The following is a 26,335-nucleotide window of genomic DNA, read 5'->3' on the forward strand; positions in this document are numbered from 1 at the left end:
CCAATTCAACTTGAGTTGGGAGCTTTTTTATTTTTTAGTATATTGTTTTCATGGGAACCAGAGGAGGATTTTTATTTTATGGCAACTAAGTACATTTTTGTTACCGGTGGTGTGGTGTCATCACTTGGAAAAGGAATTGTCGCAGCATCACTTGGACGACTTTTGAAGAATCGCGGATTTAAAATTGCGGTCCAAAAGTTTGATCCATACATTAATGTTGACCCTGGTACTATGAGCCCATACCAACACGGTGAAACTTTTGTTACTGATGATGGTTTGGAAACTGACCTTGACTTAGGTCACTACGAACGTTTTATTGATATTAACTTAAACAAATATTCAAACGTTACAACTGGTCGAATTTATTCAGAAGTTTTGGCTAAAGAACGTCGTGGTGATTACCAAGGAGCAACGGTTCAAGTTATTCCACATATCACTGGTGCATTGAAAGAAAAGATGATGCGGGCGGCTCAAACAACTGATGCTGATATCGTGATTACTGAAGTTGGTGGTACAGTTGGTGATATTGAATCAATGCCATTCATGGAAGCATTGCGTCAAATGAAGTCTGAAGTTGGTTCAGAAAACGTCTTCTATATCCACACTTCATTAGTACCTTTCTTGAAGGCGGCTGGTGAAATGAAGACTAAACCAACCCAACAATCAGTGCAACAATTACGGTCACTTGGTATTCAACCAGATATGCTTGTTTTACGGACTGAACAACCAATTTCAGATGATATGCGTGAAAAGTTAGCCTTGTTTACTGATGTTAAGCCAGAAGCTGTTATTGAATCAATGGACGTGGACTCATTATATGAAATTCCATTGAACTTACAACGTCAAAAGATGGACGATGTGGTGTTAGCTAAATTAGGTCTAGATGTAGCAGAAGCTGACATGACGGAATGGAAAGCTCTTGTTGATCATGTTAAAAACTTGCACAAAACAGTTAACATTACCCTTGTTGGTAAGTATGCTGACTTGCAAGATGCTTATATCTCAGTTAACGAAGCTTTGAAGCACAGTGGTTACGCAGTTGATGCGGATGTTAACATTAAGCACATCAATGCTGAAACCGTTAATGCAGATAACTACGAAGAGTTACTTAGTGATGCTGATGGGATTATTGTACCAGGTGGATTTGGTCCGCGTGGGATTGAAGGTAAAATCTTGGCAATCAAGTATGCCCGTGAAAACAACGTGGCCTTCTTGGGGGTTTGTTTAGGAATGCAACTTGCCTCAGTTGAATTTGCGCGTAATGTGCTTGGACACACTAACGCTAACTCAACTGAACTTGATCCAGAAACGGATGCCCCAATCATTAGCTTGATGGCAGACCAAGAAGATGTTGAAAATCTTGGTGGGACTTTACGTTTAGGCCTTTACCCAGCCGTATTAAAAGCTGGTACAAAAACTGCAGCCGCTTACGGTAATGTTGAAGAAATTCAAGAACGTCACCGTCACCGTTGGGAATTTAATAATGCCTATCGTCAAGAATTTGAAGATGCTGGTATGGTATTTTCAGGAGTGTCACCAGATAACCGCTTGATGGAAGTAATTGAACTTCCTGATAAAGATTACTTTGTGGCTGCTCAATACCACCCAGAATTCTTGTCACGGCCACAACGGCCAGCACCACTATTTGCAGCCTTTGTAGCAACTGCTTTAAAGCAACACGAAGCAAAATAAGCATTAAATAGCATAAAAAGGTTGTGACATAACTCTTTTATAGGAGTAAGTTGCTACTATAATCCGCTTCAAAAGACAACTAATTTAATAAAATCCAAAAAAGACCGAGTTTTTTACAAATTCGGTCTTTTTTTCTGACTTTATTCGTTATCTGGATGCATTTTATCTTATGCCCTTTTTTATTGGGGCAGGTATTTAAAGTTATATTTGATTAACAAGGAAAAGTTAAAGAGTAGCTATAATAATTTAAGAATAATGAAAAAATCATTGATTATCTTTGTTGTTTCATCAATCGATTTCGTAAAAGCTTAAAAAATATGGCATTATCATGAGAATGTTTACTTGCTAGTTGTTATTTTAAGAAAATATATGTAAAATTTATTAATATATGTAGCCACGCATATAATACGGATGGTGTGTATAAAATCAATCAACACACAATAATTAGCTTTTAAAGGTGTACAAATAAAATGACTAAAAAAATGATTATTAACGGTGGTCACCGGTTAGTAGGGGATGTCACAATTGGTGGCGCTAAAAACTCTACTGTGGCCTTGATTCCAGCGGCGATTTTGGCAGATACACCGGTACAATTTGATAGTGTGCCGGATATTGCCGATGTTTACAATTTACAAATTATTTTGGATTCAATGAATGTTGATTCTAAGTTTGAACATAGTGTTTTAGATATTAATCCTACGCAAATTCAAGAAGCCGCACTACCAAGTACAGCAATCAAGAGCTTGCGGGCTTCATATTACTTTATGGGGGCCTTGCTTGGCCGTTTTGGTCGGGCAACAGTAACTTTCCCAGGTGGAGATAACATTGGTCCACGGCCAATTGATCAACATATTAAAGGCTTTAAAGCTTTAGGGGCGAACGTAGAAGAAAAAGATGATACGATTTTTATTACAACTGGTCCGGAAGGCCTTCATGGAGCACGGATTTTCCTTGATTTAGTTTCCGTGGGTGCAACTATTAATATTATCTTGGCGGCGGTTAAAGCACCTGGCCAAACAATTATTGAAAATGCTGCTCGGGAACCAGAAATTATTGATATTGCAACTTTTCTAAATAATATGGGGGCCAAAATTCGGGGGGCTGGGACTGATGTAATCCGGATTGAAGGGGTACCTTATTTGGCATCTCGTGCAACACATACCATTATTCCTGACCGAATTGAAGCTGGTACTTATTTATCATTGGCTGCTGCTGTTGGCGATGGCATCACAATTCACAATATTATTCCAGAACACTTAGAATCATTTACTTCAAAGATGATTGAGATGGGTGTCGAACTTAAAATTGATGAAGATCAAATTTATGTGCCAAAAACAGAAGTACTTACACCAATCAGCGTTAAGACCTCCCCATATCCAGGTTTTGCCACTGATTTACAACAACCACTAACAGCTGCATTATTACTAGCTGGTGGTGAAAGTAAAATTATCGATACTATTTATCCAAAACGGGTTAAACACATCGTTGAATTACGGCGCTTAGGGGCTGATATTGCATCGGAAGTTGAAGGTGAAATTACTATTAATGAAAGCCGTAATTTAGTTGGTGGCTCAGTTAAAGCTGCTGAAATTCGCGCCGGTGCTGCATTGATGATTGCTGGTTTATTAGCCGATGGTCAAACCGTTATTCATGGAGCTGACCATATTTTACGTGGTTATGATCGGGTTGTTTGGAAGTTAACTCAATTGACAGCAGATGTTGAGATTGTTGAAGATGAAGATTAATGATTTTCGATAGTTTAAATGGTTGTCGAAAATATCGGAATATGGTAATATGTTAGAGTTAATGTTATAACATCGAGACTGACTCTGGTTCAGCGCATGAATCAGGGCATTAAGGAGAGCAAATTTATGAAACAAGGAATTCACCCAGAATACCACGAAGTTGTGTTTGTTGATTCAGTTACTGGCTTCATGTTTAAGTCAGGTTCAACTAAGACTACTGATCAAACTGTTGAGTTTGAAGGTGCTACTTACCCAATGATTCGTGTTGAAATCACTTCAGATTCACACCCATTCTACACTGGTAAGCAAAAGTTCACTCAAGCCGACGGTGCAGTCGACAAGTTCAACAAGAAATACGGTCTCAAGTAAGACCCAAAAGCATGCGAGTTTCGCATGCTTTTTTCTTTTGATTATATTTATAAGGGCCACTAAACGAAATTTTACATTTCATTTAGTGGCCCTTATTTTATAATGTTATGCCATAACTTATGGCTTGTGGATAAAGTGGTATTTGTAAAAGATATCCACCGGTGGATAAGTTATTTATTAGGAACTCGGGTAGCTTCAATTGCTTGTCGGACATTATCGAGGACATGATGGGAATCTTTACCTAAATGGAAACCAACTAAGGTGAAGAGGGAATCGATAATTGTTAGCTGGGCGATTAAGGAACTCATTGATTCAGCCCGAAAATTAACTTCTTCGGCGAGTGATACAAAGCAAACATCGGCTAGTTTGGCAAGTGGAGAAGTGGCAAAAGCTGTGATAACAATGATTGGTACTCCGTTGGCTTTTAGCTTTTCGGCAATCGTCAACGTGTCATGGTTACGCCCTGAATGAGAGATCACAATGGCACAATCTTTTTTATCCATTCGGACGGCTTGCATTAATTGAATATCATAATCAGGATGTTGTTGGACATTTAATGGTGTCCGCAATAACTTATGATAACCGTTAAAGGCGACAATCGATGACCCTCCAATGCCAAATAAAGTCACTAATTTAGCATTGCAGATTAAATCAATGGCAACATCAAAATCATTGGTATCAAGCCGTTCTAAGGTTGCATTCAAGGCATTATCTGCTCCACTGAAAACTTTACGGATAATATCATCGGTACTATCAGTATCCTCAATTTCACCAAAAAAAGTGTCATCACTATCATTAGCCGCTAAGGCCAGACTGAATTCTCGGAAAGATTCCCACCCAATATGTTTAACAAATCGTGAGACTGAGGCACTTGAAACCCCAGAAATAACAGCTAGTTCTTGAATGGTAAAATCATGAGCAACGGTCGGGTTTGCAAGAATGCTATCAGCAATACGTTGCTCAGTATTATTTAAATGTTGATAGTTTGTTTTGATACTACTAATTGCGGTTTGTGTCATGGAACCCTCCAAATAATGCTTAATTCAGCATTTTGCTCATTGATTTTTATCGTTACAATAATTATAAGACAAATATGAAAAGTTTTTACAACAAATTGCTTGATTTTTGAAAAAAATTTTCATACAATATCAGTGTAGTAAAAAATAAATTAAGAGGTGTTTCTTCATGAAATTCGCTATGATCGGTTTAGGTAAAATGGGCCTTAACCTTGTTAAAAACGCTGCTGACAACAAGCACGAAGTTGTTGCTTTTGACTTGAACGCAGACTTCGTTAAGGAAGCTGACGCATACTCAGAATTAGTATCTGCTGCTACTGATATCGACGATATGCTTGCTCAATTACCATCACCAAAAGTTGTTTGGGTAATGGTTCCAGCTGGTGTGCCTACTAACTCAACAATCGATACTTTGATTGAAAAGATGGACGAAGGCGATATCATCATCGATGGTGGTAACTCAAATTACAAGGACAACCTTGAACAAAACATCCGCACAACTGCTGCTGGTATCAAGTTCTTTGATGCTGGTACTTCAGGTGGTATGGAAGGTGCCCGTAACGGTGGTAACTTCATGATCGGTGGAGATGATGCTGAAGCTTGGAAGACTATTGAACCTTTATTCAAGTCAATCGCCCTTGAAGATGGTTACCTTTACACTGGTAAGCTTGGTTCAGGTCACTACTTGAAGATGGTTCACAACGGTATCGAATACGGTCAAATGCAAGCAATTGCTGAAGGTTTTGAAGTTCTTGAAGCCTCACAATTTGACTACGATTACGAAGCTGTTGCTAAGCTTTGGAACCATGGTTCAGTTATCCGTGGATGGTTGATGGAACTTATGGAAGATGCCTTCTCTAAGGATCCTAAGCTTGAAAAATTAGCTGGTCGTATGCATGCTTCAGGTGAAGGTCAATGGACTATTGAAGAAGGACTTGATTTACAAGTACCAACTCCAGTTATTGCTCTTTCATTGATGATGCGTTACCGTTCAATGCAAGATGACACTTTCACTGGTAAAGTTGTTGCTGCCTTGCGTAACGAATTCGGTGGTCACGCCGTTGAAACTAAGTAATATTTAATTAAATATTATTCGAAAGTCTGGTTGCATTTATGCGATCGGGCTTTTTTTTGAAAAAATGGTACAAAAAAACCACCGTGCAAGAGGGGGGTGCGACGGTGGTTAGTCTAATCAAGATGATTAGAAAATTAGCACAATATAGGGGGCTAATAAAAATTCATTACTTTGGGGAAGTTAATGAATTGTTCAGAATGTGAACTTTCTAAGTTTATCTATTATTTATGAAAAAAGTATGAAGATTATTCTTAAAAAAGATTAAGTATTAAAAAATACTGTCATCATCCTCGTCATCTTCATCGATTGGATTAACGGTAACTTCAAAATTATTAATAAAGGCATCCGCATAATCAAGAACTTTAAAGTCAAAGTTATTAATATTGATAACTTGATTAACTTTAATACTCTTGTTTTCGTCAATCATAAAACCTGATAATGTGACCATTTCCGAGTCTTGGAATTGGGGTACGTTAACTTGGAAGAAACGTTCAAAGTCATACATAGTCATCTTACCTGGAACAATGTACGTATTATCACCAGTTTTTTGAACTAAATCTTCGGCAACATCATCGATTTCATCACGCACTGTTCCAAATAATTCTTCATAAATATCTTTATCAGTAATAATTCCTGATGTCCCACCATATTCATCTGCTACGACGACAATTGGTGTTCGCTTTTCAATCATCTTTTTTAAAATAGCTTGCAATGGCATGTTTTCAGGGACGGCTTCGATATTACGAATTAGTTTAGAAATTAAGATGGAACCATCAACTTGACTTTGACGAACTAAATCAAAAGCATAAACGTAACCAAGAATTTTATCTTTGTCATTATTAGCTACTACCGGGAAACGCGAGAATTGTTCTTGCAGATAAAAGGCAAGTGCTTCTTTAACAGTGGTAGTAATATCTAAAACTTCAAGTTGGGTCCGATCAATCATAATATCAACGGCAACTTTATCATTCATTTGAAAGGCGCGTTGCATAAAGACAAAATCTTCTTCTGCTAACTGGCCACCATGAACCGCATTGCGTGAAAGGGATAAAATTTCAGCTTCCGAGAAAGTTTCATCGTTATCATCAGCTGGTTTTAATCCAAATAATTTAACGGTGTGATTGGCTGAAGTATTTAAGAACCATACGAATGGGTAGAAAATTACGTGGAAGAAGTGGAGGGGACCAGTAACAAACATTAGAACCTTCATAGGCATATCAATAGCAACGTTTTTAGGAACTAGTTCCGTGAAGACAACTTCAATATAAGTTAAAAGTACTAAAGCAACAATTGATGCAATAATCTTGGTCGTTGGTCCATCAGAAAGATGGGCAATAAAGCCAAGATCTAATAAAATTGCAGAAATTGTTGACTCTCCAAGCCATCCTAAGATTAAACCTGCTAACGTAATTCCTACCTGAGTGGTTGATAGGTATTCGTTTAAATTATTAACCATGTGAATAGCACGCGCAATCTTTTTTGAAGGTTTAGGGAGCTTATTTTGAGCATCTTCAAGGGCACTAATCCGAATTTTTACGAGTGCAAATTCACTGGCAACAAATAATGTAGCTAACAATAGCACGATAACAATAACAATCAAATTGGTAATTATATGACTACTATCCAATATCATATCCTCATTTCTAAGCCTTTTTTGGCCTAATTAATATTATACATAGAATTTAATTAATAGGCTATTGAATGTCTTCAAAGTTAATTGTAAATAATCAATAAGTAATTTGTAAACTGAGATGAATAATTTTTTAAAATATTAGTCCTATTTATCCGTTATTAAGTGCTTTTTGATATACTACATAGGTACGTAATGTGAATGCGTAAAGTAAAAGGAGAAAATATGTTAGAACTTATTAAAGCTGCAATCATTGGGATTGTGGAAGGATTGACTGAATTCTTACCTGTTTCATCAACTGGTCATATCATTATTGCTGAACAATTTGTGCACATGCGTGAATCTAAGCAATTTATGGATATGTTTAATTATGTTATTCAGTTTGGTGCTATTTTAGCGGTTATTGTTTTATACTTTAATAAATTAAACCCATTTTCAGGGAAAAAAGACGCTGAAGAAAAGAAACAAACATGGATTTTATGGTTTAAAGTTATTGTTGCGGTTATCCCATCAGTAATTGCCGGTTTGGCCTTGAATGACTGGATGGATGCACACTTAATGACTTGGCAAGTGGTTTCAGCCTTCTTTATTATTTACGGGGTTATTTTTATTTTTGTTGAAAAACACAATGAAAAGCAAACACCACGCCACACTAATTTATACACATTACCTTGGAAAACGGCATTATTCGTTGGTTTATTCCAAGTATTAAGTATTGTTCCAGGGACTTCACGCTCAGGTGCGACGATTCTTGGGGGTATTCTGGTCGGTGCATCACGCTTTGTGGCTTCTGAATTTTCATTCTTCTTGGCGATTCCAACGATGATTGGGGTTACAATCTTGAAGGTTGGTAAGTTCTTGTTAGAAGGGAACACTTTTAGTGGGGCCGAAACAATGGTGCTCTTTGTTGGGACGTTGGTTTCATTTATCGTGGCCATCATTGCAATTAAGACCTTCCTTGGTTTCATTAAAACACACGACTTTAAAGCCTTTGGATATTACCGAATTGTTGCCGGGATTGTTTTCATTATTCTTGGTTTGATGGGTGTATTACAAGGTAACTTAAGTTAATATGTGTAATAAAAAAATGGTTGAATTTTAAAATTCAACCATTTTTTTATTACCTATTATTGAAATGAAGCCCATAACTTAACTAGTGCTTGGGTTCCTTCATCACCTAAATGCATTTCTTCGCTGAGTTTGGTATACAATTGTTCAGCTAATTGCGTTCCAGGTAAATCAAGCTGCATTGCTTTAGCACCATCAAGTGCAATTCGTAAATCTTTTAATAAATGTTTGGCATAGAAGCCAGGTTGGAAATCACCCTTTAGAATTCGAGGGACATAAGCATCCATACTCCAATTATCGGCTCCACCACTACTCAAAGTTTCAAGAACTTTTTGGAGATCAAGCTTGGCTGCTTTAGCATAGACAAGCATTTCACTCAAACCAATCATTGTCGCAGCAATCATAATTTGGTTAGCCATTTTAGTATGTTGCCCGGCCCCAGCTGCACCAAAGCGATTGATTTGATGACCTAAAACTTCAAAAATGGGGGTGACAGCGGTATATGTTGCTTCAGAGCCCCCAACCATAATAGTTAAGCTAGCGTTTTTGGCCCCAATATCACCGCCAGAAACCGGTGCATCAAGGGCACCAATCCCATGTTCAGTGGCATAGTCACTAATTTTTTTTGCAAGGGTCGGGGTTGAAGTGGTCATATCGATAACGATTTGCTTTGGTTGGGCGGTACTAAAAATGCCATCAGTGCCAAAGTAGACTTCTTCAACATCTTTTGGATAGCCAACAATTGTAATGATGACATCGGCTTGGCGTGTGACTTCAGCGGGCGTATCAGCCCAAGTAGCACCATGGGCCAAGACATCAGTCGCTTTAGCTTTTGTTCGGTTATAAACAGTTACAGGATAACCAGCGTTAAGTAAGTTAGTAATCATGGCAGCTCCCATGACCCCAGTGCCAATAAAACCAATTTTTTGCATATTCACACCTCTTTTCGATTAGTAGTAGATACTACCTTGATTATAACGCTTGTTACTAAAAAAGACGATGTCATCGCCTTTTTAGTATTTATAATTGCTAAGCATTAAACTTCACAGCTGACGAAGCTAAAGGTATCAAAATCAAATAATCCTTGATCGGTTATTTTTAAGGCAGGAATAACTGGAAGTGCTAAGAAGGATAAAGTAATAAATGGATCAAATTCAGCAGTACTAATTTGATTAAAGGCTCCAAGAATACCATGATACTGCTGCCAAACATTTTGATAGCTATCGCTTGAAACTAAGCCGCCAATAGGCAATGGTAAACATGTAACTTCACCAGCCGCATTAACGACAGCAAAGCCACCACCAATAGTGCCAATTGCATCAATAGCTTTGGTGATTAAGTGATCATCAGTTCCCGCTGCAATTAAGTTGTGAGAATCATGAGCCACCGAACTAGCAATGGCCCCATGTTGACCAGCTTTAAATTGGAAACCTTTAACAATGCCAACACCGGTATTAGGTAAATTATTGTGACGTTCAATGACCACAATTTTAGCCAAATCTTGGTCAAAGTCAGCAATAAAATTACCATTTTCGGTGGGAACATCTAAGATTAAGTGTTCTGTATCGATATGATCCGGGATAATACCGATTACACGAGCACGGCCAGTTGCAATCGGTAATGTTAGGTCACCAATTGTATAATTCATTGAAGTGTAAGGCCAATGGGTGGCTTGGGAATTACTTTCATTTTGCCAAACCCCAGCTTTCATGACGCGATTGATAGCTACTGATTCAACATCTTCTAAGACGACTAAATCAGCTTTAAAACCTGGTGCAATGGCCCCAAGGTCATTAATGGCGTGTGATTGTGCACCATTAAATGAAGCTAGTGTGTACGCCATTGCTGGATACATACCTAAAGCAATGGCTTTTTGGATATTATAATCAACACCGCCTTCAGTAACCATATCAACAACTGTTTTATCATCAGTACAAAAGGCAAAGCGGTGATAATTATTAGCGGTGACAGCCGGGAGGAGCTTTTCCAAATCCCGTTCAACCGTACCTTCACGTAGATAAACATAAAAGCCTGCTGCTACTCGTTCTAAGGCTTCATTGGCTGTTCGGGCTTCATGATCAGTTGCAATACCATATTTACGGTAAATATTTAATTGTGCTCCTTGTAATCCTGCTGTATGGCCATCGATTTGTTTACCAGCAGCTTGTGCATCGGCAATTTTGGTAAGCATATCGGCATCGGCATTAGCTAAGGCAGGAAAATCCATTACTTCAGCTAAACCACCAACATTAGGTTGTTGATAGTATGGTTTTAAATCAGCAGCAGTTAATTTGGCGCCAGCATTTTCAAAGTTAACGGCAGGAACAGAAGATGGTAACATAAATTGAATATCAATGGGGCTTTTAAGACCTTCAGCTAGAAAATAATCTAAGCCATCAGTTCCTTGAACATTAGCAATTTCATGTGGATCGGCAAACACAGTCGTAATACCACGTTTAATAGCTAATTTACCAAATTCAACGGGATTTAATAACGAACTTTCAATATGCATATGTGCATCGATAAAACCAGGCACGATAGTTTTACCATTTGCATCAAAAGTTTGTTGAGCAACCAAATTTGGTTGCTCACCAAGCGCATACACTCTATCTGCTAAAATCCAAACTGTAGTTGAGATAAAAGCTTGGTTAAAGACATCTAAAATTTGAGCATTAATAATTTTTTGATCAACGGTAATGGTTTCTGCAGGCATGGAAATCCCCTCTGGTTTTTAGTTTATTATTATAACTTAATTAATGTTAAAAACAAAAACCTTTAAAGCTTTTTAATCATATTAATATGTAAAATACCAGCATCAATAAATTCATTACCATAAGTATTAAATCCCAAAGTTTCATAAAATTCTTGTGCAGTAATTTGTGCTCCAAGAGTTAAACTGTTAATATTATGTGCAGTTGCATCAGCACTAATTTTGTTCATGATGGCGCTAGCTAAGCCTTGGTGACGAGCAGCTGCGACAGTTGCGACACGTTGAATATGCCATTTTGCAGGTGATTCTGCGATTACGCGGGCAGTGGCAACTGGTTGCTGCTTAAGATAAGCAACATAATGCCATGCTTGATCATCAAGTTGATCAAGCTCATCGGTGAGACTGATACCTTGCTCGGTGACAAAGACGGCTTTTCGAATTTTTAAAGCATCTTGGCTAGTTCGAGTATTGGCACCAAATTGGACGTTGATTTTCATGATAAAATTTTTCCTTAATATTGATTTAAAAAACATTTTATACTATTAATGGTAGAATTGATAAGACATGAATAAAATAATTAAAGGATTTTCTCGAATGCAAAAATTATTTCGAATGTTAAGTACACGAAAAGGATTTTTCTGGTGCTTAGTATTACTTTTTTGGGCTAAGACCCTCCTAGCATATATTGTTGATTTTGGCTCATTAGGGGTAGAAACCCCGTTTCAAGTCTTCATAATGCTAATTAACCCCTTTGCAACCACAATTTTGCTCCTAGGAATTGCATGGTTCTTTCGCTCAGCCAAGTTTTTTTATGCTTGGTTGGGTTTAGCCTATATACTAAATACAGTATTATTATATCTTAATGTTATTTATTTCCGTGAGTTTACTGATTTTGTAACAGTTAATGTTATTTTAGGCTATAACAAAGTTAATCAAGGCCTTGGTGGTGCCGGTTATGAGTTGACATCATTTCATGATATTTTCTTTTGGTTAGATATTATAGTAGTTATTGCTTTAATGCTTATCCGCAAAATTAAATTTGATAAGCAACGGCCTAGTCGTTGGGCAGGGTTAGCTGCAATAACTGGTGCTGGCGTGTTAGTGTTATTTAATATTGCTTTAGCAGATATGAGCCGCCCACAATTATTAACTCGCCAATTTGATCGCACCTATATGGTTAAATATCTCGGGCTAGATGCCTTCACTACTTATGATGCGATTAATTCACGTAAAACAGCTGAGCTTCGCAAAAATGCTAAGAGTTCAGAAATTACGGGTGTATTAAAATATGTCCACAGTCATTATGTACCAGGTAATCCTAAGTTTTATGGTATTGCTAAAGGACGAAATGTGATTGTAATTCACTTGGAGAGTTTCCAACAATTTGTCATTAATCGTAAAATTGATGGTAAGGAAATCACACCGTTTTTAAATTCTTTATATAATTCAAAATCGAGCCTGTCGTTTGCAAACTTCTTTAATCAAGTTGGGCAAGGGAAGACGTCTGATGCTGAGAATATGTTAGAAACATCAACATTTGGTTTGCCACAAGGTTCGTTATTTGCGCAACTAGGTAGTGATGAAACCTTTCAAGCAGCGCCTGATATTTTAAAGCAGCATGGTGATTATACATCAGCGGTCTTCCACGGTAATAATGCTGCGTTTTGGAATCGGAATAATACCTACAAAAATATGGGGTATAATTACTTCTATGATGCCAGTTATTATGACACTACTGGTGATCGGGCAACTGGTTATGGATTAAAAGATAAATTGTTATTCCATGATTCAATTCAATATTTAGAACATTTACAACAACCATTTTATACAAAGTACATTACTGTTACGAATCACTTCCCATATTCATTGGATAGCGAAGATTTAGATAAAGGATTTAAAACGACTACTACTGATTCGAATTTAGTTAATAATTACTTTATAACTAATCGTTATCTTGATGATTCGGTTCGAGAATTTTTTGATTACTTGAAAAAATCAGGATTATATAATAATTCAGTAGTCCTTCTATATGGTGATCACTATGGTATTTCTGATAGTGAAAATCCAAGCTTAGCACCGGTATTAGGTAAAACTGCTACTGATTGGAATGATAATGATAATGCCGAATTGCAACGCGTACCATTGATTATTCATATTCCTGGGCTTAAAGATGGTGGGGTACAAAATCAATATGGTGGTGAAATTGATGTATTACCAACGCTTGAACATTTATTAGGTATTGATAATCGGGAATATGTTCAATTTGGACAAGACTTAATGTCACCACAGCATAGTCAAATTGTAGCATTCCGTAATGGGGACTTTGTCTCGCCATGGTATAACTATATTAATGGAACGGTGTATGATACTAAAACGGGTAATGTCTTAAATCAAACCGATGATTTAATGAAGAAGATTAATGATTGGGATGCTAAGGTTAAAGAAGCTTTGAGTCTATCAGATTCGTTAAATGAGAAAAACTTATTAAGATTCTATCAGCCAGCAGGATTGCCTAAAATCAATCCTGATAATTACAATTATGTCTTCCCGATGGGGATTAAACAGGCTGATAAAATTGAAGCTAAACTTCATCTGAAATCAACAAGTATTTTTTCACAAAATCATAATCAATCAACCGTTGGATTATATCAGACAAACGCACCTGAACTTAACCACAAAGATATGAGTGGTTCACGAATTCAACAAACACGCCGAACAGATACAAATGATGGTGGTGCAAGTTCTAGTTCGACAAATGATAATTCAAATTAACACAATGAAAAAAGCTGAATGGGCCTATTGGCCATTCGGCTTTTTTTTAATGGTATAATCAGAGTACCAAACTAATTAAGGAGCTATTATGGATACGGAAATTAATGCCCAAGTGGCACAACAACTTAATTTAAAACTTAGCCAAGTAAATAATGTTTTGACAATGCTATCTGAAGGGAATACAGTACCTTTTATTGCCCGTTACCGAAAAGAACGCACACAAAATCTTGATGAAGTTGCAATTCGTGATATTGAGAATATTGCTAAGACTTTAAATGATTTAAACATGCGTAAAACAGCAATACTTAAAGCAATTACGGAACAAGGGGCGTTGACACCTACTTTAGATAAAGCTATTAAAACGGCAAGGACAATGCAAGCTGTTGAAGATTTGTATTTGCCATATAAGCAAAAACGCCGTACCAAAGCTATGATTGCTAAAGAACAAGGCTTAGAACCTTTTGCACAATGGCTCCTTAAGTTATCAGATGAGGATGTTTCAATTGTTGCTCAAAAGTATCTGAATACACAATTACCAACAATACAAGATGTATTAGCTGGTGCCATTGAAATTATTGCCGAGCAAGTCAGTGAGAATGCCCATCATCGCGATTGGATTCGAAATTTAACTTGGAAGCAAGGACGTTTAGAAAGTACCCTTAAGTCTGGGGGTGAAGACCTTGATGGTAAAGGCGTTTATCAACAATATTATGCATTTGGGGCTCCTTTAAAAGCTTTGAACGGATATCAGATTTTAGCATTGAATCGTGGCGAACGCGAAAAAATATTAAAAGTTGCGGTTGTAATTAATACTGATGATATTTTAAATCGTTTACGTTTTAAAGAAATTGGAACAATAAGAAATGAAGCTGGGCAAATCGTTGATAATGCGATTCAAGAGGCATACAAACGCTTTATTGGCCCGGCAATCGAACGTGAGATTCGTACTAGTTTAACCAATGATGCAAGTCAGCAAGCGATTGATGTCTTTGGAGAAAATTTATATCATTTATTAATGCAAACACCAATTAAGGGTCAAGTAGTAATGGGCTTTGATCCAGGCTTTCGGACAGGATGTAAGTTAGCTGTTATTGATGCTAATGGTAAATTTTTAGCGAAAACGGTTATTTATCCGCATAAACCAGCTAATGCCAAAGAGCGTGCAGCTGCTGGGGAAAATTTCAAACAATTAATTGCTGATAATAACGTCAAATTAATTGCGATTGGGAATGGCACGGCGAGTCGCGAATCAGAAGAATTTGTAGCTACTAATATCCCAAAAGGTGTTCATTATGTAATCGTAAATGAAGCAGGAGCTTCAGTTTATTCAGCTAGTGAGGAAGCCCGCCAAGAATTTCCAGAATTTCATGTTGAAGAGCGATCAGCAGTTTCTATTGGTCGGCGATTACAAGATCCATTAGCAGAATTAATCAAAATTGATGCTAAAGCGATTGGTGTTGGTCAATATCAACATGATTTACCGACTAAAGAGCTTGATATGGCGGTAGGAACGGTTATTGAAACAGCAGTTAACCAAATTGGGGTTAATTTAAATACCGCTAGTGCTGCTTTACTAACACATATTTCTGGTTTGAATAAAACAATAGCGCAAAACATTGTGACTTATCGTGATGAAAATGGTGAATTTAATTTACGTAGCAAATTAAAGAAAGTTCCACGCTTAGGAGCCAAAGCGTATGAACAAGCAGCTGGTTTCTTAAGAATTATTGAAGGAAAGAATTTATTTGATAATACGGATATTCATCCTGAAAGTTACCCATTAGCTAAAGCAATTTTAGCAGCAGCTAATTTGACGGTGGCAGATATTAATACGCCAACGATACAAAAATTAACGACTATTGATACTAAACAATTGGCAAATCAATTAGCAGCCGGGGAACAAACGGTTGCTGATGTTATTGCTAGTTTATTAAAACCTGGACGTGATGTTCGTGATGATCTACCAGGAGTTATTTTACGTTCAGATGTTTTACACATTGAAGATTTAAAACCGGGGATGGAACTAGAAGGGACTGTTCGAAATGTGACTGACTTTGGTGCATTTATCGATCTTGGCGTAAAACACGATGGCTTAGTGCATATTTCAAGAATGAGTAGGCAACGAATTAAGCACCCAAGTGCATTGTTAGCAGTGGGGGATGTTGTTAAAGTATGGGTAGTTGATATTGATTTAAAGCGTGATCGAATTGGCTTGTCGCTACTACCATTGGAGGTAGTTGATGACTAATGAGGAATTACAAGCGCTAGTTGAAGTAATCTCATTGCATCATTTTAATGAACCATTTTTACACCACGTAACCTTTAATGCCCGCTTACAGACGACCGGGGGCCGATATCGGTTACAAGACCATAATATTGATATTAATCCTAAAATGCTGACTGAACATGATATGGTCACGTTAGTTGGTGTTATTAAACATGAGCTTGTACATTATCATCTGCATTTAAGTGGGCAACCATATCAACATGGCAGTCCGACATTTAAACAATTGCTAAAACAAGTCGGTGGTTTAAGATTTGCTCCGCGGAATGCAGTAAATGCTAAGGTCTATAAGTATCATTACACCTGTCAAAAGTGTGCGATGGATTATTATCGGCAACGCCAAATTAATCTAAAAAAGTATGTGTGTGGTCAATGCCAAGGAAAATTGCAATTAATTGCAATTTAATTTAAAAAAAGTGTTGCATAGTTTAAGTACGTCTGGTACATTTATATATGTTGTTAAAACATAACAACTTAGCTACGCAACATGCGGGTGTGGCGGAATTGGCAGACGCGCAGGACTAAGGATCCTGTGGTAGAAATACCGTGGAGGTTCGAACCCTCTCACCCGCATCATAAAAAAACACCAACCTAAAAAGGTTGGTGTTTTTTATTTCTAACTGGTGATTATGACAAAAGCCAAACGATAGCGGTATTGATAATATAACTAAAATACCACCCTGAAGAATTTTCTTCAGGGTGGTATTTTCATATTAGAATATAGCGGACTTTTGAAACACCTTTTGGCTATAAATTACTACTAAAAATAGTTATAGGACAGCTCATGGATGTGGTGTTTTACTTGAAGTTACTATACTTTGACTTATATTAAGGCTTGGCTTTACTCATAACACCTTTTTGCCGTAATCGATTATCGATTTTACCTTGAGTAAGGACAATGATTGCTGGTAATAAAGTTAAAGCAGCAATCAATGAAAAGGCGGTGTCAAGCACAGTAATTAAACCAAATGAACTCAATACTGGGAAGCTTACGAAAATGATTGCAAAGAAGCCCCCCACAACGGTCAAACCAGAAACAGTGATTGCCTGACCAACAGATTGAACAGATTGGACAACAGCCTCTTGGACAGTATGACCGTTCATTACTTCCTCACGATAACGTTCAATGATCAAGATTGTAAACTCAGTACCAATACCAAGTACTAAGGCACTTAAGCCTAATGTAAGTGGATTGTATGATTGACCTAAAAGATATAGCGTCAATGGTGAAATACCTAACACAATGACAATTGGGAAAGCTGGTAAAAGAGCATGGCTTAAACGACGATATAGCAAAGTCAACAAGATAATAATCGCCATAATACCAGCAATCATCATAAGCATACGATTAGAAGCGATGTTATCCAATCCAACTAGCATTAAGACTTGTGGTCCGGCAGGAACAATTTGATAGTCGTGCCCGATTGTTGCTTGTTTAACATCGTGATTAATTTGTTTCATTAGTTTGTTTTGCTCATCAGATGATAACCGTTCATTGATTTTAAACTGAATCATCGCATATTGCTTGTTATTGCTAAGCATTTGTTCACGTAATGCACTTGGTAAGGTGCTAATATTTTGATTGATTTGTTGTTGCGAAGCATTAGCTAGGGAACCAAACATTTGTGTATAGGCACTTGTAATTGTAGTGTAATCAACAACATTATCATATTTGCTATCAATCTTATGTGCAAGTTTATCAGTTGCAATTAAAATTGGTTTCTTAGTAACATTTGGGGCTTCAACTAAATAGGTTAAATAATTAGTTGAGCCAACTTGTTTTTGTAAATATTTTGTATCTTTAAGTGCTGGCATGTTTTTAGGAATCATATTCATTAAGTCAGTTTCAATAGGTACTTTATGTTCTACTGTAAAACCAGCTAAACCAATAATAATTCCAAACACAGCAATTAATTTCGCGTGTTTAATTACAAAACGTGCATATTTACCTAAAAGATTACCAATAAAATTATTTTGATGAACTTGTTTAATCGGATGATTATTACGATCAAGAAGTCGCAGTGTAGCAAACATTAATAAGAATTCAACAATATATACGGCAAATACACCGATCGCTAATGTTAAACCAAATTGTTGCATTAGTGGGGCTTTTGAAAGAAACATCGTTAGAAAAGTAAAAATCATGACTACTAAGGCACTTCCAATACCTGGGCCCATTGTGATAACTGCTTGTTGAATTGCAGTCATTACATTAGCATGCTTACGGTATTCTTCCTCATAACGATTTTGGAATTGAACACCAAAATCAGTTCCTAAACCTATTAAGATTGGTAAAGTTGCCATGGTTGCTAAGGTTAATGAGATATTTAACCATCCCATAATCCCAAATGACCAGACGAGACCAATTAATACAAAAAGTAATGATAATAAACGGCGGCGAACATGAAAGACTAGGGCTAAAATAATAATCATCATAATCACAGCTAAGGAAAGCATGATTGCCATAGTAGTCATTACTTCACCAGAGATATTCCCTAAAATAGCTGGTTGACCTGCTACACGGATATTGACACCTTTAATTGGGTGATTATTAATTGTAGTTTTTAAATCATGGACTAGTTTAACATCCGTATCCATATCGGCTTTATCGATGGTAACTAATAACAATAAGTGGCGACCATCTTTTGGTAATAAAGTAGCGATATTCTTATTAACATGCCCATTTTCTAGAATCAAATCACGAAGAAGAGCTGTAGACATTTTTCAACGCTCGGTAAATTTTGTAACATTAATTTAGCTAAGTTACGCTGTTGTGAGACTGTTAAAATACTTTGAGTATACTGATTAACTTTATCTTGTTGGTCATTTGTTAGAATACTATTCAAATTCGTTGTTGCATTATTTTTAGCTAACGCTAGTTTTTGTTGATCAGTTAAGATACTTAATATATATGTTTGAATTTGTTGCTTTTGAGTATCTGAAAGACTAGTTAGTGTAGCTTGCTGAATAGCTGATTTGGCTTTAGTGTTTAAATTTGCCATAATATCTACTTGTAAAGATTGTTGCCTTTTAGTAGATAGTTGCTGGTCACCCATTAATTTTTCAACACCGGTTGATTTTAGTTGTTGATTTAAGAGGCTAATTACACTAGTAGTACGAATAACGTGGTCATTACTTTGAATGCTTTTTTCTACTTCGGCAATTTTAGCAAATGTGCTGTGGTTAATAATATCAGTATCTTTAGCACTGAATAGAACATAAGCGTTATCACCACCAAAAGCTTTTTGTGCTTTTTCAGTATTTTTATAGACTGTTGAATGTGGATTAACGAAGACATCATTGCCCATTTTAATTTGAATATTAGGTAATCCAAGGCCTAATATTATAGTAATTATTGCCACAATAGCAATAATTGACTTGGGATAGTGCATCAATTTGTTAGCACATTGTTTAAATATTTTATGAATCACAATAAAAAACGCTCCTAATTTAAAATTAATAATAAATAGTTTAATAGTAAAAAAGGAAGGATGTAAGCAACAAAATGCGACATTTGTTGCATTTTATGGTATATGGAGATGAAAAAATATGAGCAAACCCATCAAAAGATAATTCAAGCAGCAGAATACTTATTAACAAATAACGTGATGACAACAGTTAGTGTTGAGAAAATTACTAGTTACGTAGGTATTAATCGCAGCACCTTTTACCGTCACTTTCCAACATATCAAAATTTAATTGTTGAAATTGTTGAAAGAAAATTACAGGCTATCAATGCTGTACCCAATAATCCGATGGATGAGTTGGAGCATATTGTAAGTGTAATTGAAGATAATTATAAATTATTTCAACATATCATCATGCACGTAGACAATTTTAAATACTTATTTCAAAATCTTTTAGTTGAACGAATACGCTATATTGGCTTAGCTAAATTTAAAAATATTAATTTAAACAATTCGGCGGAAACAGAATTGTTGTACTGTGCAGTGGTAGCAATGTTTAGTACATGGTTAGAAAATTCAAACTCTATTACTAAACAAGATGTTATTACATTTGCACAGAAGTATTATTTGGCGTAATATCAAAATTGTAATATAAACGAACTTTATTCTTGTTTTGTGGATAAAAGTTAGTGTTTAAAGTATAATTAACCTTAAAATGAAAAAAGAGGTCTAATTTTAATGCTTAAATCCGTTTATTTCAATCACGATGCGGGTGTGGATGATTTAGTGTCACTTTTGATGTTATTAGAGTCGCCAGAAATTAAATTAATTGGTGTTGGGGATGTACCAGCCGATTCTTACCTTGAACCGGGGATAGCAGCGAGTCAAAAAATAATTAATAGATTCGGTAATGACAAACAAATTACAGTTGCCGCCTCATCAGCTAAGACTAATGACCCTTTTCCAAAAGAATGGAGAATGGACTCTTTTACAGTTGATGCGTTACCAATTTTAAATGAATTTGGGATTGGTGAGGTCCAAATAGCACCCAAAGCAGCACATTTGGACTTAGTTGATAAGTTATTACTAGCTGAGGAACCTGTAACATTGCTATTTACGGGTCCGTTAAGTGACTTAGCAGCAGCATTAGATGTAAATCCCGCTATTGAAGCTAAAATTGCCCGGCTATATTGGATGGGCGGGACGTTTGGTGTTGGAAATATCGCTGAGCCAGAACAAGACAATACAGCTGAATGGAATGCCTTTTGGGATCCTCAAGCAGTTAAGCGTGTATGGGATACAAATATAGAAATTGATATGGTTGCACTTGAAAGTACCCATCAGGTTCCATTGACTAATGCTGATCGTTTACGTTGGGCTAAACAACGGCAATATATAGGGCTTGATTTTATTGGACAAGGATATGCAATTGTTCCGACTTTGACACACTTTGAAACTAATTCAACATATTTCTTGTGGGATGTCCTTACAACTGCACACATGTTAAATCCAACACTAACTAAAACTAAAGTTGTTAACTGCGATGTTATTACGACTGGCCAAAGTCGTGGTCGAACATTTATGACTCCAACGGGTCGACCAGTTAATTTTGTATATGATGTTGATCATGATGCTTTTTTTGCATTTCTAGAAAGTGTGATTAAAAGAGCTAAATAATAAAAAAACATGCATACATGCATGTTTTTTTATATTCCTTTAATTTAATCACCGTACCCTTAAAACAATATATATAAAGACAGTTTTTTATTAATAGATACGGTAAAATATGAATAGTAATCACAGAATTGGAGTAGGAGATAAAATGAAGCAAGCAATCAAAATATTACTAATTGAGGATGAACATGATTTATCAAATGATATTAAGGCAATGTTAGGTGATTTTGCTGATATTGACCAAGCCTTTGATGGTGAAGAAGGTGAATATCAAGCACTTGAAGTACCGTATGATTTAATTATTTGTGATTTAATGTTGCCACTTCAAAATGGGTTAGATGTAATCAAACAAATTCGCTCACGTGAACTTTCAACGCCCGTGTTGATTTTGACAGCTAAAGATAGTTTAGATGATAAAATTACAGGCTTTAATATTGGTGCTGATGATTATTTAACTAAACCATTTCATCGTGAAGAATTAATTGTGCGTGTACAGGCGCTATTAAGACGTGCAGGAGTGTACTCAGATGATCATCAGTTACGAACAGGACGCGTAGAGATGAACCTTGAAAATCGAAGCGTGACGGTTGCTAACGAAAATTTGAAGCTAGTCGGAAAAGAATTTGATATTTTAGCTTACCTTATTCAAAATAAGAATATAATAGTTACCCGTGAACAAATATTTGACCGTATTTGGGGGATTGATTCGGATACCACAATGAACGTAGTAAATATTTATATTAATAATTTGCGGCGTAAATTAGAGTCAGTTGGTGAAGAACATTTGATTAAAACATTACGCAATATCGGATTTATTCTTGAGGAAAATGATGAGTGAACTAGTTAATAATAAGCAACGTTTAAGAATGTTTATCAGTGAAGCAGTAATATTTTCAATGATTTTTGCCGTGCTAGGGATGATTGTTTTATTAACCTTTCGACAAATGTTATATCGAACGGCTGATAATGATTTAAGGAGTGCTGCGTATAATCTACGGACTGAACATATACTACCAAATCCGGCCAATTTTAAAACATTATCCTTACTTTTTAACGATCAAGGTAATATTGTGAACTTCAATGCATTAGGTGATCGTAGTACGCCATTAGCCAAAATTCGGATGGATAAAGATGGTGTTAATGAAATTCATAATATTCGGCTCAATGGGTCTGTGTATTTTCGTTCAGTTTTAGTTAAGTTACCTAGTCCAGTAACCGATGGACTTCAGACAGCTACTTATGCGCTACTGATGGAAAATATTACGAGCGAGCGCCAGAGTGTTTCAAGCTTTGCTAAGGTTTTATTTATCGCCTTTTTAGCTTTTACAACTCTAACAATTTTTGCTAGTTGGAAATTATCACAACGTTACATGCGACCGGTATTAAAAGCTTGGCAACAGCAACAAGACTTTGTTAATAGTGCTGCTCATGAATTAAAAACCCCATTAACAATTATTCAAAATAAATTAGAGCTTCTATTAACCAAGCCCAATGCACAAATTAAAGATCAATATGATGGGGTAATCATGGCTTTATCGGAAATTAGACGATTAAATTCATTATCTGCTGATATGCTAACTTTAGCAAAAGCACATTCAAATATGGCCGTGATTAATCGTGAGCCAGTTGAATTATCGGAGTTTATTAATCAAGTAATTGAGCCCTATAGTGAAATTGCTGAACTAGATAGCAAGCAATTTACAACTAATTTGATGGCCACTGGAATAGTATTAATTGATCGGCAACGTATTCACCAATTATTAGTAATTTTGCTAGATAATGCATTAAAATATACTGAGTCTGGTCAAGCAATTAGCCTAGATACTATGATTAAAAATAAGCAGTTAATTATTATGGTTAACGATACTGGTCGAGGAATTTCTGACCAAGCTAAAAAACACGTCTTTGATCGTTTCTATCGTGAAGATAAATCAGGATCACGAGCAACTGGTGGGACTGGCTTAGGATTAACAATTGCACAATGGATTGTTGATATCCATAAAGGTAAAATCACAGTAGAAGATTTCAAACCACAAGGAACAACGTTTAAAGTGGTACTGCCAATAAAGTAGACTTCCTAAAAATTTTTTATATTGGCAGTCCAATTTTATTACAATGAAAGGATGTATTTAATGAATAAAACTGAAACTAAACCATATTTAGAATTGCATGATCATGTAATTCAACAATTGGCACTCCATGATATTACACCTAGTGAAATTGGTGAAATTGTATATGATTTGCAAAAAGATTATATTTTACAGTTAACACCAGTAATTGCAACTGAGGCAGTTGAACATGTATTAGCAAAGCGGGAAGTTCAAAATGCAATTTTAACGGGCTTGGCGTTAGATACGCTAGCCAATGACAAGTTATTACCAGAGCCATTACAAACGATTGTTGAAAACGATGAAGGTTTGTATGGGATTGATGAACAAATCGCAATGGGAATTACGTCGGTTTATGGATCAATTGGGATTACTAATTATGGCTATCTTGATAAGGTTAAACCTAAATTAATTGGGCGACTTAACCAACATAAAGGTGGCCGAGTCAATACGTTTGCTGATGATTTAGTTGGTGCAATTGCGGCAGCTGCAGCAGCACGAATTGCCCATGCACATCCACAGGAAGTGCATGATAATTTTGGGATAAAAGAATAAGAGTGCAGAGTGCAGAGTGCGACACCCCCTCGGGAAAATGCGAGCACTACTGACACATAGCGTATGATGCGGGTTATGCATCTAATGCTATGTGGTGGTAGGTGCAGTATTTTGAGGGGGTGTCGCACGTTTTGGTTACAATTATAAAGGTTACTTGATTATAAATATCAGCTATATGTTTATTTTGATTTAAAATATTCGCATTTAAATTGGCCTAAATTGTAAAATGAACGTAGGCAGTAAAAATTAATAATTATTAACAAATAATTTTAATTTCTTGCTATCTGTCGTAAACAAAAGTATACTTGATAAGTTATATGTTGTAAGTTGAAGCAAGCTCAGCTGCTGTGCGCTTTAAGCGGAACGGATTTTTCGTAGCCAGTTAGTAATGCAAGCTTCATGTATATGGAGGAAATATTTTGAAATTTTCAGAACTTGGTCTTACACAAGACCTGTTAACAGCCATCGAAAAACATGGCTATGTTGAAGCAACCCCAATCCAAGAACAAACAATTCCGTTGACTTTACAAGGAATCGATGTGATTGGACAAGCCCAAACTGGTACTGGTAAAACAGCTGCCTTTGGGTTACCAATCTTAGAAAACATCGATCCACAAGGTGGTTTGCAAGCCTTAATCATTTCACCAACTCGTGAATTGGCTATTCAAACACAAGAAGAATTGTACCAACTTGGTCGCGATAAGCGGGTTAAAGTACAAGTAGTTTACGGTGGTTCTGACATCCGTAAACAAATCAATGGTTTGAAAAACCACCCCAACATCTTAGTTGGTACTCCTGGTCGTTTACTTGACCACTTGAACCGTAAGACAGTTAAGCTTGACTCAATTAAGAACTTGGTTCTTGATGAAGCCGATGAAATGCTTGACATGGGATTCTTAGATGATATTGAATCAATCTTGAAAGCTGTACCTGCAGAACGTCAAACAATGTTGTTCTCAGCTACAATGCCACCTGCTATCAAACGCATCGGTGTGCAATTTATGCAAGATCCTAAGCACATTAAAATTGAAGCAAAAGAATTAACTACTGACTTAGTTGATCAATACTACGTTAAGACAAAAGAATTTGAAAAGTTTGATGTGATGACACGTTTATTCGACGTTCAAAACCCTAACTTAACAATCATCTTCGGTCGTACTAAGCGTCGTGTTGACGAATTGGCTAAGGGTCTTGAAGCGCGCGGTTACCGTGCAGCTGGAATCCACGGTGACTTATCACAACAAATGCGGATGAAGGTTCTTCGTCAATTCAAGGGTGGCGAACTTGACATCCTTGTAGCAACTGATGTGGCTGCTCGTGGTTTGGATATCAAGGATGTTACTCACGTTTACAACTACGATATTCCTCAAGATCCAGAAAGCTATGTTCACCGTATTGGCCGTACTGGTCGTGCGGGTGCTCACGGAACTTCATTGACTTTCGTATCACCAAGTGAAATTGATTACTTACGTGATATTGAAAAGTTAACTAAGAAGCGGATGCTACCATTGAAGCCACCTACTAAGGAAGAAGCTTTAGCTGGTCGTATCGCAACTGCACTTGGTGAAGTTGAAAATATCATTGGTCGTACTAAGACTGAAGGTATTGAAGAACAAATCGCTAACTTGGTTAACCAATACGATTCTGAAACATTGGCCGCTGCTTTATTGACTGCAGCAGCCCGTCCAGATTCAGAAGCTGTCCCAGTTAAGATTACTCCAGAACGTCCATTGCCTCGTAAGAAGGGGAATGGCGGCGGTGGTTACCGTGGTGGTAACCGTCGTGGTGGCGGAGACCGTCGCGGTGGAGATCGTCGCGAAGGTGGCTACCGTGGTCGCCGTGAAGGTGGTCGCGATGGCGAACGTCGTGGTGGAGATCGTCGTGAAGGTGGACGTGGTGACCGTCGTGAAGGCGGCTACCGTGGTGGTCGCGATGGCGAAAAACGTGGTGGATTCCGTGGTAACGGTAACGGATCACACGGTCGTCGTCCATTCACTATTCACGAAAATAACAACGACTAATTAAATTTATCTGCGTTAATTGATAATGAATATTTAAAAGATGTTGTGATATAACTATTTTTTAGTAGTAATTTGTAACTGCAAAGGGTCTCAAAACCTACTATATTCAAAAAAATATATATAAATCCCAGGGAAAATTCATTTTTCCTGGGATTTTTTGCTAGGATATTCTCAATATTATCTGCTTTTTGACGTACGTTCTTTTTAGA

Annotated in this window: 21 protein-coding genes and 1 tRNA gene; 15 read left to right on the forward strand and 7 right to left on the reverse strand. The window is 36.7% G+C overall.

Features of this window, described 5'->3' with window-relative positions; all coding sequences use genetic code 11:
- Positions 1-78 precede the first annotated feature (78 nt).
- From HF964_RS03675 to HF964_RS03685, 3 genes are all read left to right on the forward strand, one after another.
- Positions 79-1,692, forward strand: coding sequence for a CTP synthase (locus tag HF964_RS03675; RefSeq protein ID WP_168721709.1), 1,614 nt, complete (start codon positions 79-81; stop codon positions 1,690-1,692).
- Between the two features lie 470 nt (positions 1,693-2,162).
- A complete protein-coding gene (locus HF964_RS03680; protein WP_168721710.1) occupies positions 2,163-3,437 on the forward strand; it encodes a UDP-N-acetylglucosamine 1-carboxyvinyltransferase in 1,275 nt (424 codons plus the stop codon).
- Positions 3,438-3,563: 126 nt separating this feature from the next.
- Complete coding sequence (locus tag HF964_RS03685; protein ID WP_168721711.1) at positions 3,564-3,806, forward strand: type B 50S ribosomal protein L31; 243 nt, start codon at positions 3,564-3,566, stop codon at positions 3,804-3,806.
- A 170-nt stretch (positions 3,807-3,976) separates the two neighbouring features.
- On the opposite strand, the gene HF964_RS03690 is transcribed toward HF964_RS03685, so the two are convergent.
- Positions 3,977-4,825 carry a MurR/RpiR family transcriptional regulator gene (locus tag HF964_RS03690; RefSeq protein ID WP_168721712.1) on the reverse strand — a complete coding sequence of 283 codons (849 nt, stop codon included), beginning with the start codon at positions 4,823-4,825 and terminating at the stop codon, positions 3,977-3,979.
- Between the two features lie 166 nt (positions 4,826-4,991).
- Between HF964_RS03690 and gnd the strand changes: the two genes are divergently transcribed.
- A complete protein-coding gene (gene gnd, locus HF964_RS03695) occupies positions 4,992-5,897 on the forward strand; it encodes a phosphogluconate dehydrogenase (NAD(+)-dependent, decarboxylating) (RefSeq protein ID WP_168721713.1) in 906 nt (301 codons plus the stop codon).
- 268 nt (positions 5,898-6,165) lie between these two features.
- Here the strand turns inward: gnd and HF964_RS03700 are convergent, their stop codons facing one another.
- Positions 6,166-7,524 carry a hemolysin family protein gene (locus tag HF964_RS03700; RefSeq protein ID WP_168721714.1) on the reverse strand — a complete coding sequence of 453 codons (1,359 nt, stop codon included), beginning with the start codon at positions 7,522-7,524 and terminating at the stop codon, positions 6,166-6,168.
- Between the two features lie 228 nt (positions 7,525-7,752).
- On the opposite strand from HF964_RS03700, the gene HF964_RS03705 reads away from it, so the two are divergent.
- Positions 7,753-8,598 (forward strand): undecaprenyl-diphosphate phosphatase, encoded by an 846-nt coding sequence (locus HF964_RS03705; RefSeq protein WP_168721715.1) that lies wholly within the window; start codon positions 7,753-7,755, stop codon positions 8,596-8,598.
- A 56-nt stretch (positions 8,599-8,654) separates the two neighbouring features.
- On the opposite strand, the gene HF964_RS03710 is transcribed toward HF964_RS03705, so the two are convergent.
- The 3 genes from HF964_RS03710 to HF964_RS03720 all read right to left on the reverse strand — a co-directional run bounded on the left by HF964_RS03710 (position 8,655) and on the right by HF964_RS03720 (position 11,802).
- Complete coding sequence (locus tag HF964_RS03710) at positions 8,655-9,527, reverse strand: NAD(P)-dependent oxidoreductase (RefSeq protein ID WP_168721716.1); 873 nt, start codon at positions 9,525-9,527, stop codon at positions 8,655-8,657.
- 104 nt (positions 9,528-9,631) lie between these two features.
- Entirely contained in the window at positions 9,632-11,308 is a 1,677-nt protein-coding gene (ade, locus tag HF964_RS03715) for an adenine deaminase (RefSeq protein ID WP_168721717.1), read from the reverse strand.
- A 62-nt stretch (positions 11,309-11,370) separates the two neighbouring features.
- Positions 11,371-11,802 (reverse strand): GNAT family N-acetyltransferase, encoded by a 432-nt coding sequence (locus tag HF964_RS03720; RefSeq protein ID WP_168721718.1) that lies wholly within the window; start codon positions 11,800-11,802, stop codon positions 11,371-11,373.
- Positions 11,803-11,899: 97 nt separating this feature from the next.
- Between HF964_RS03720 and HF964_RS03725 the strand changes: the two genes are divergently transcribed.
- From HF964_RS03725 to HF964_RS03740, 4 genes are all read left to right on the forward strand, one after another.
- On the forward strand, positions 11,900-14,077 hold the full coding sequence (locus HF964_RS03725; protein ID WP_168721719.1) for an LTA synthase family protein: 2,178 nt from the start codon (positions 11,900-11,902) through the stop codon (positions 14,075-14,077).
- An 88-nt stretch (positions 14,078-14,165) separates the two neighbouring features.
- A complete protein-coding gene (locus HF964_RS03730; protein ID WP_168721720.1) occupies positions 14,166-16,325 on the forward strand; it encodes a Tex family protein in 2,160 nt (719 codons plus the stop codon).
- Entirely contained in the window at positions 16,318-16,767 is a 450-nt protein-coding gene (locus tag HF964_RS03735; protein WP_168721721.1) for a SprT family protein, read from the forward strand. Before HF964_RS03730 ends, HF964_RS03735 begins: the two co-directional genes overlap by 8 nt.
- Positions 16,768-16,850: 83 nt before the next feature.
- Positions 16,851-16,934: transfer RNA gene (locus HF964_RS03740), tRNA-Leu, on the forward strand.
- A gap of 255 nt (positions 16,935-17,189) precedes the next feature.
- Here HF964_RS03740 and HF964_RS03745 read toward each other — a convergent pair.
- Together HF964_RS03745 and HF964_RS03750 are read right to left on the reverse strand one after the other, a co-directional pair.
- Positions 17,190-19,082: an efflux RND transporter permease subunit gene (locus HF964_RS03745; protein WP_168721722.1), complete on the reverse strand. Its 1,893-nt coding sequence runs from the start codon at positions 19,080-19,082 to the stop codon at positions 17,190-17,192.
- Positions 19,055-19,792, reverse strand: coding sequence for an RND transporter family protein (locus HF964_RS03750; RefSeq protein WP_168721723.1), 738 nt, complete (start codon positions 19,790-19,792; stop codon positions 19,055-19,057). The genes HF964_RS03745 and HF964_RS03750 overlap by 28 nt, the downstream gene beginning before the upstream one ends.
- Positions 19,793-19,900: 108 nt before the next feature.
- On the opposite strand from HF964_RS03750, the gene HF964_RS03755 reads away from it, so the two are divergent.
- From HF964_RS03755 to cshA, 6 genes are all read left to right on the forward strand, one after another.
- A complete protein-coding gene (locus HF964_RS03755; protein ID WP_168721724.1) occupies positions 19,901-20,404 on the forward strand; it encodes a TetR/AcrR family transcriptional regulator in 504 nt (167 codons plus the stop codon).
- Positions 20,405-20,506: 102 nt separating this feature from the next.
- Positions 20,507-21,445: a nucleoside hydrolase gene (locus tag HF964_RS03760; RefSeq protein ID WP_168721725.1), complete on the forward strand. Its 939-nt coding sequence runs from the start codon at positions 20,507-20,509 to the stop codon at positions 21,443-21,445.
- 145 nt (positions 21,446-21,590) lie between these two features.
- On the forward strand, positions 21,591-22,280 hold the full coding sequence (locus HF964_RS03765) for a response regulator transcription factor (RefSeq protein WP_168721726.1): 690 nt from the start codon (positions 21,591-21,593) through the stop codon (positions 22,278-22,280).
- A complete protein-coding gene (locus HF964_RS03770) occupies positions 22,273-23,514 on the forward strand; it encodes a sensor histidine kinase (RefSeq protein WP_168721727.1) in 1,242 nt (413 codons plus the stop codon). Before HF964_RS03765 ends, HF964_RS03770 begins: the two co-directional genes overlap by 8 nt.
- A gap of 60 nt (positions 23,515-23,574) precedes the next feature.
- The gene (locus HF964_RS03775) at positions 23,575-24,105 is read left to right on the forward strand and encodes a phosphatidylglycerophosphatase A family protein (RefSeq protein ID WP_168721728.1); all 531 of its coding nucleotides are present in this window, start codon (positions 23,575-23,577) and stop codon (positions 24,103-24,105) included.
- A 419-nt stretch (positions 24,106-24,524) separates the two neighbouring features.
- Positions 24,525-26,126: a degradosome RNA helicase CshA gene (cshA, locus tag HF964_RS03780; RefSeq protein ID WP_168721729.1), complete on the forward strand. Its 1,602-nt coding sequence runs from the start codon at positions 24,525-24,527 to the stop codon at positions 26,124-26,126.
- Positions 26,127-26,335 lie beyond the last annotated feature (209 nt).

The sequence above is a fragment of the Periweissella fabalis genome (genome assembly GCF_012396505.1).
Lineage (GTDB): Bacteria > Bacillota > Bacilli > Lactobacillales > Lactobacillaceae > Periweissella > Periweissella fabalis.

Excerpts from the sequence above, each read along its gene's own strand:
- HF964_RS03730 (WP_168721720.1), top strand. The coding sequence starts at position 14,166 with ATGGATACGGAAATTAATGCCCAAGTGGCACAACAACTTAATTTAAAA.
- HF964_RS03720 (WP_168721718.1), bottom strand. The coding sequence starts at position 11,802 with ATGAAAATCAACGTCCAATTTGGTGCCAATACTCGAACTAGCCAAGAT.
- HF964_RS03735 (WP_168721721.1), top strand. The coding sequence starts at position 16,318 with ATGACTAATGAGGAATTACAAGCGCTAGTTGAAGTAATCTCATTGCAT.
- HF964_RS03725 (WP_168721719.1), top strand. The coding sequence starts at position 11,900 with ATGCAAAAATTATTTCGAATGTTAAGTACACGAAAAGGATTTTTCTGG.
- HF964_RS03705 (WP_168721715.1), top strand. The coding sequence starts at position 7,753 with ATGTTAGAACTTATTAAAGCTGCAATCATTGGGATTGTGGAAGGATTG.
- HF964_RS03690 (WP_168721712.1), bottom strand. The coding sequence starts at position 4,825 with ATGACACAAACCGCAATTAGTAGTATCAAAACAAACTATCAACATTTA.
- gnd (WP_168721713.1), top strand. The coding sequence starts at position 4,992 with ATGAAATTCGCTATGATCGGTTTAGGTAAAATGGGCCTTAACCTTGTT.
- HF964_RS03755 (WP_168721724.1), top strand. The coding sequence starts at position 19,901 with ATGAAAAAATATGAGCAAACCCATCAAAAGATAATTCAAGCAGCAGAA.
- HF964_RS03675 (WP_168721709.1), top strand. The coding sequence starts at position 79 with ATGGCAACTAAGTACATTTTTGTTACCGGTGGTGTGGTGTCATCACTT.
- ade (WP_168721717.1), bottom strand. The coding sequence starts at position 11,308 with ATGCCTGCAGAAACCATTACCGTTGATCAAAAAATTATTAATGCTCAA.
- HF964_RS03765 (WP_168721726.1), top strand. The coding sequence starts at position 21,591 with ATGAAGCAAGCAATCAAAATATTACTAATTGAGGATGAACATGATTTA.
- HF964_RS03745 (WP_168721722.1), bottom strand. The coding sequence starts at position 19,082 with ATGTCTACAGCTCTTCTTCGTGATTTGATTCTAGAAAATGGGCATGTT.
- HF964_RS03710 (WP_168721716.1), bottom strand. The coding sequence starts at position 9,527 with ATGCAAAAAATTGGTTTTATTGGCACTGGGGTCATGGGAGCTGCCATG.
- HF964_RS03680 (WP_168721710.1), top strand. The coding sequence starts at position 2,163 with ATGACTAAAAAAATGATTATTAACGGTGGTCACCGGTTAGTAGGGGAT.
- HF964_RS03775 (WP_168721728.1), top strand. The coding sequence starts at position 23,575 with ATGAATAAAACTGAAACTAAACCATATTTAGAATTGCATGATCATGTA.
- HF964_RS03770 (WP_168721727.1), top strand. The coding sequence starts at position 22,273 with ATGAGTGAACTAGTTAATAATAAGCAACGTTTAAGAATGTTTATCAGT.
- HF964_RS03685 (WP_168721711.1), top strand. The coding sequence starts at position 3,564 with ATGAAACAAGGAATTCACCCAGAATACCACGAAGTTGTGTTTGTTGAT.
- HF964_RS03760 (WP_168721725.1), top strand. The coding sequence starts at position 20,507 with ATGCTTAAATCCGTTTATTTCAATCACGATGCGGGTGTGGATGATTTA.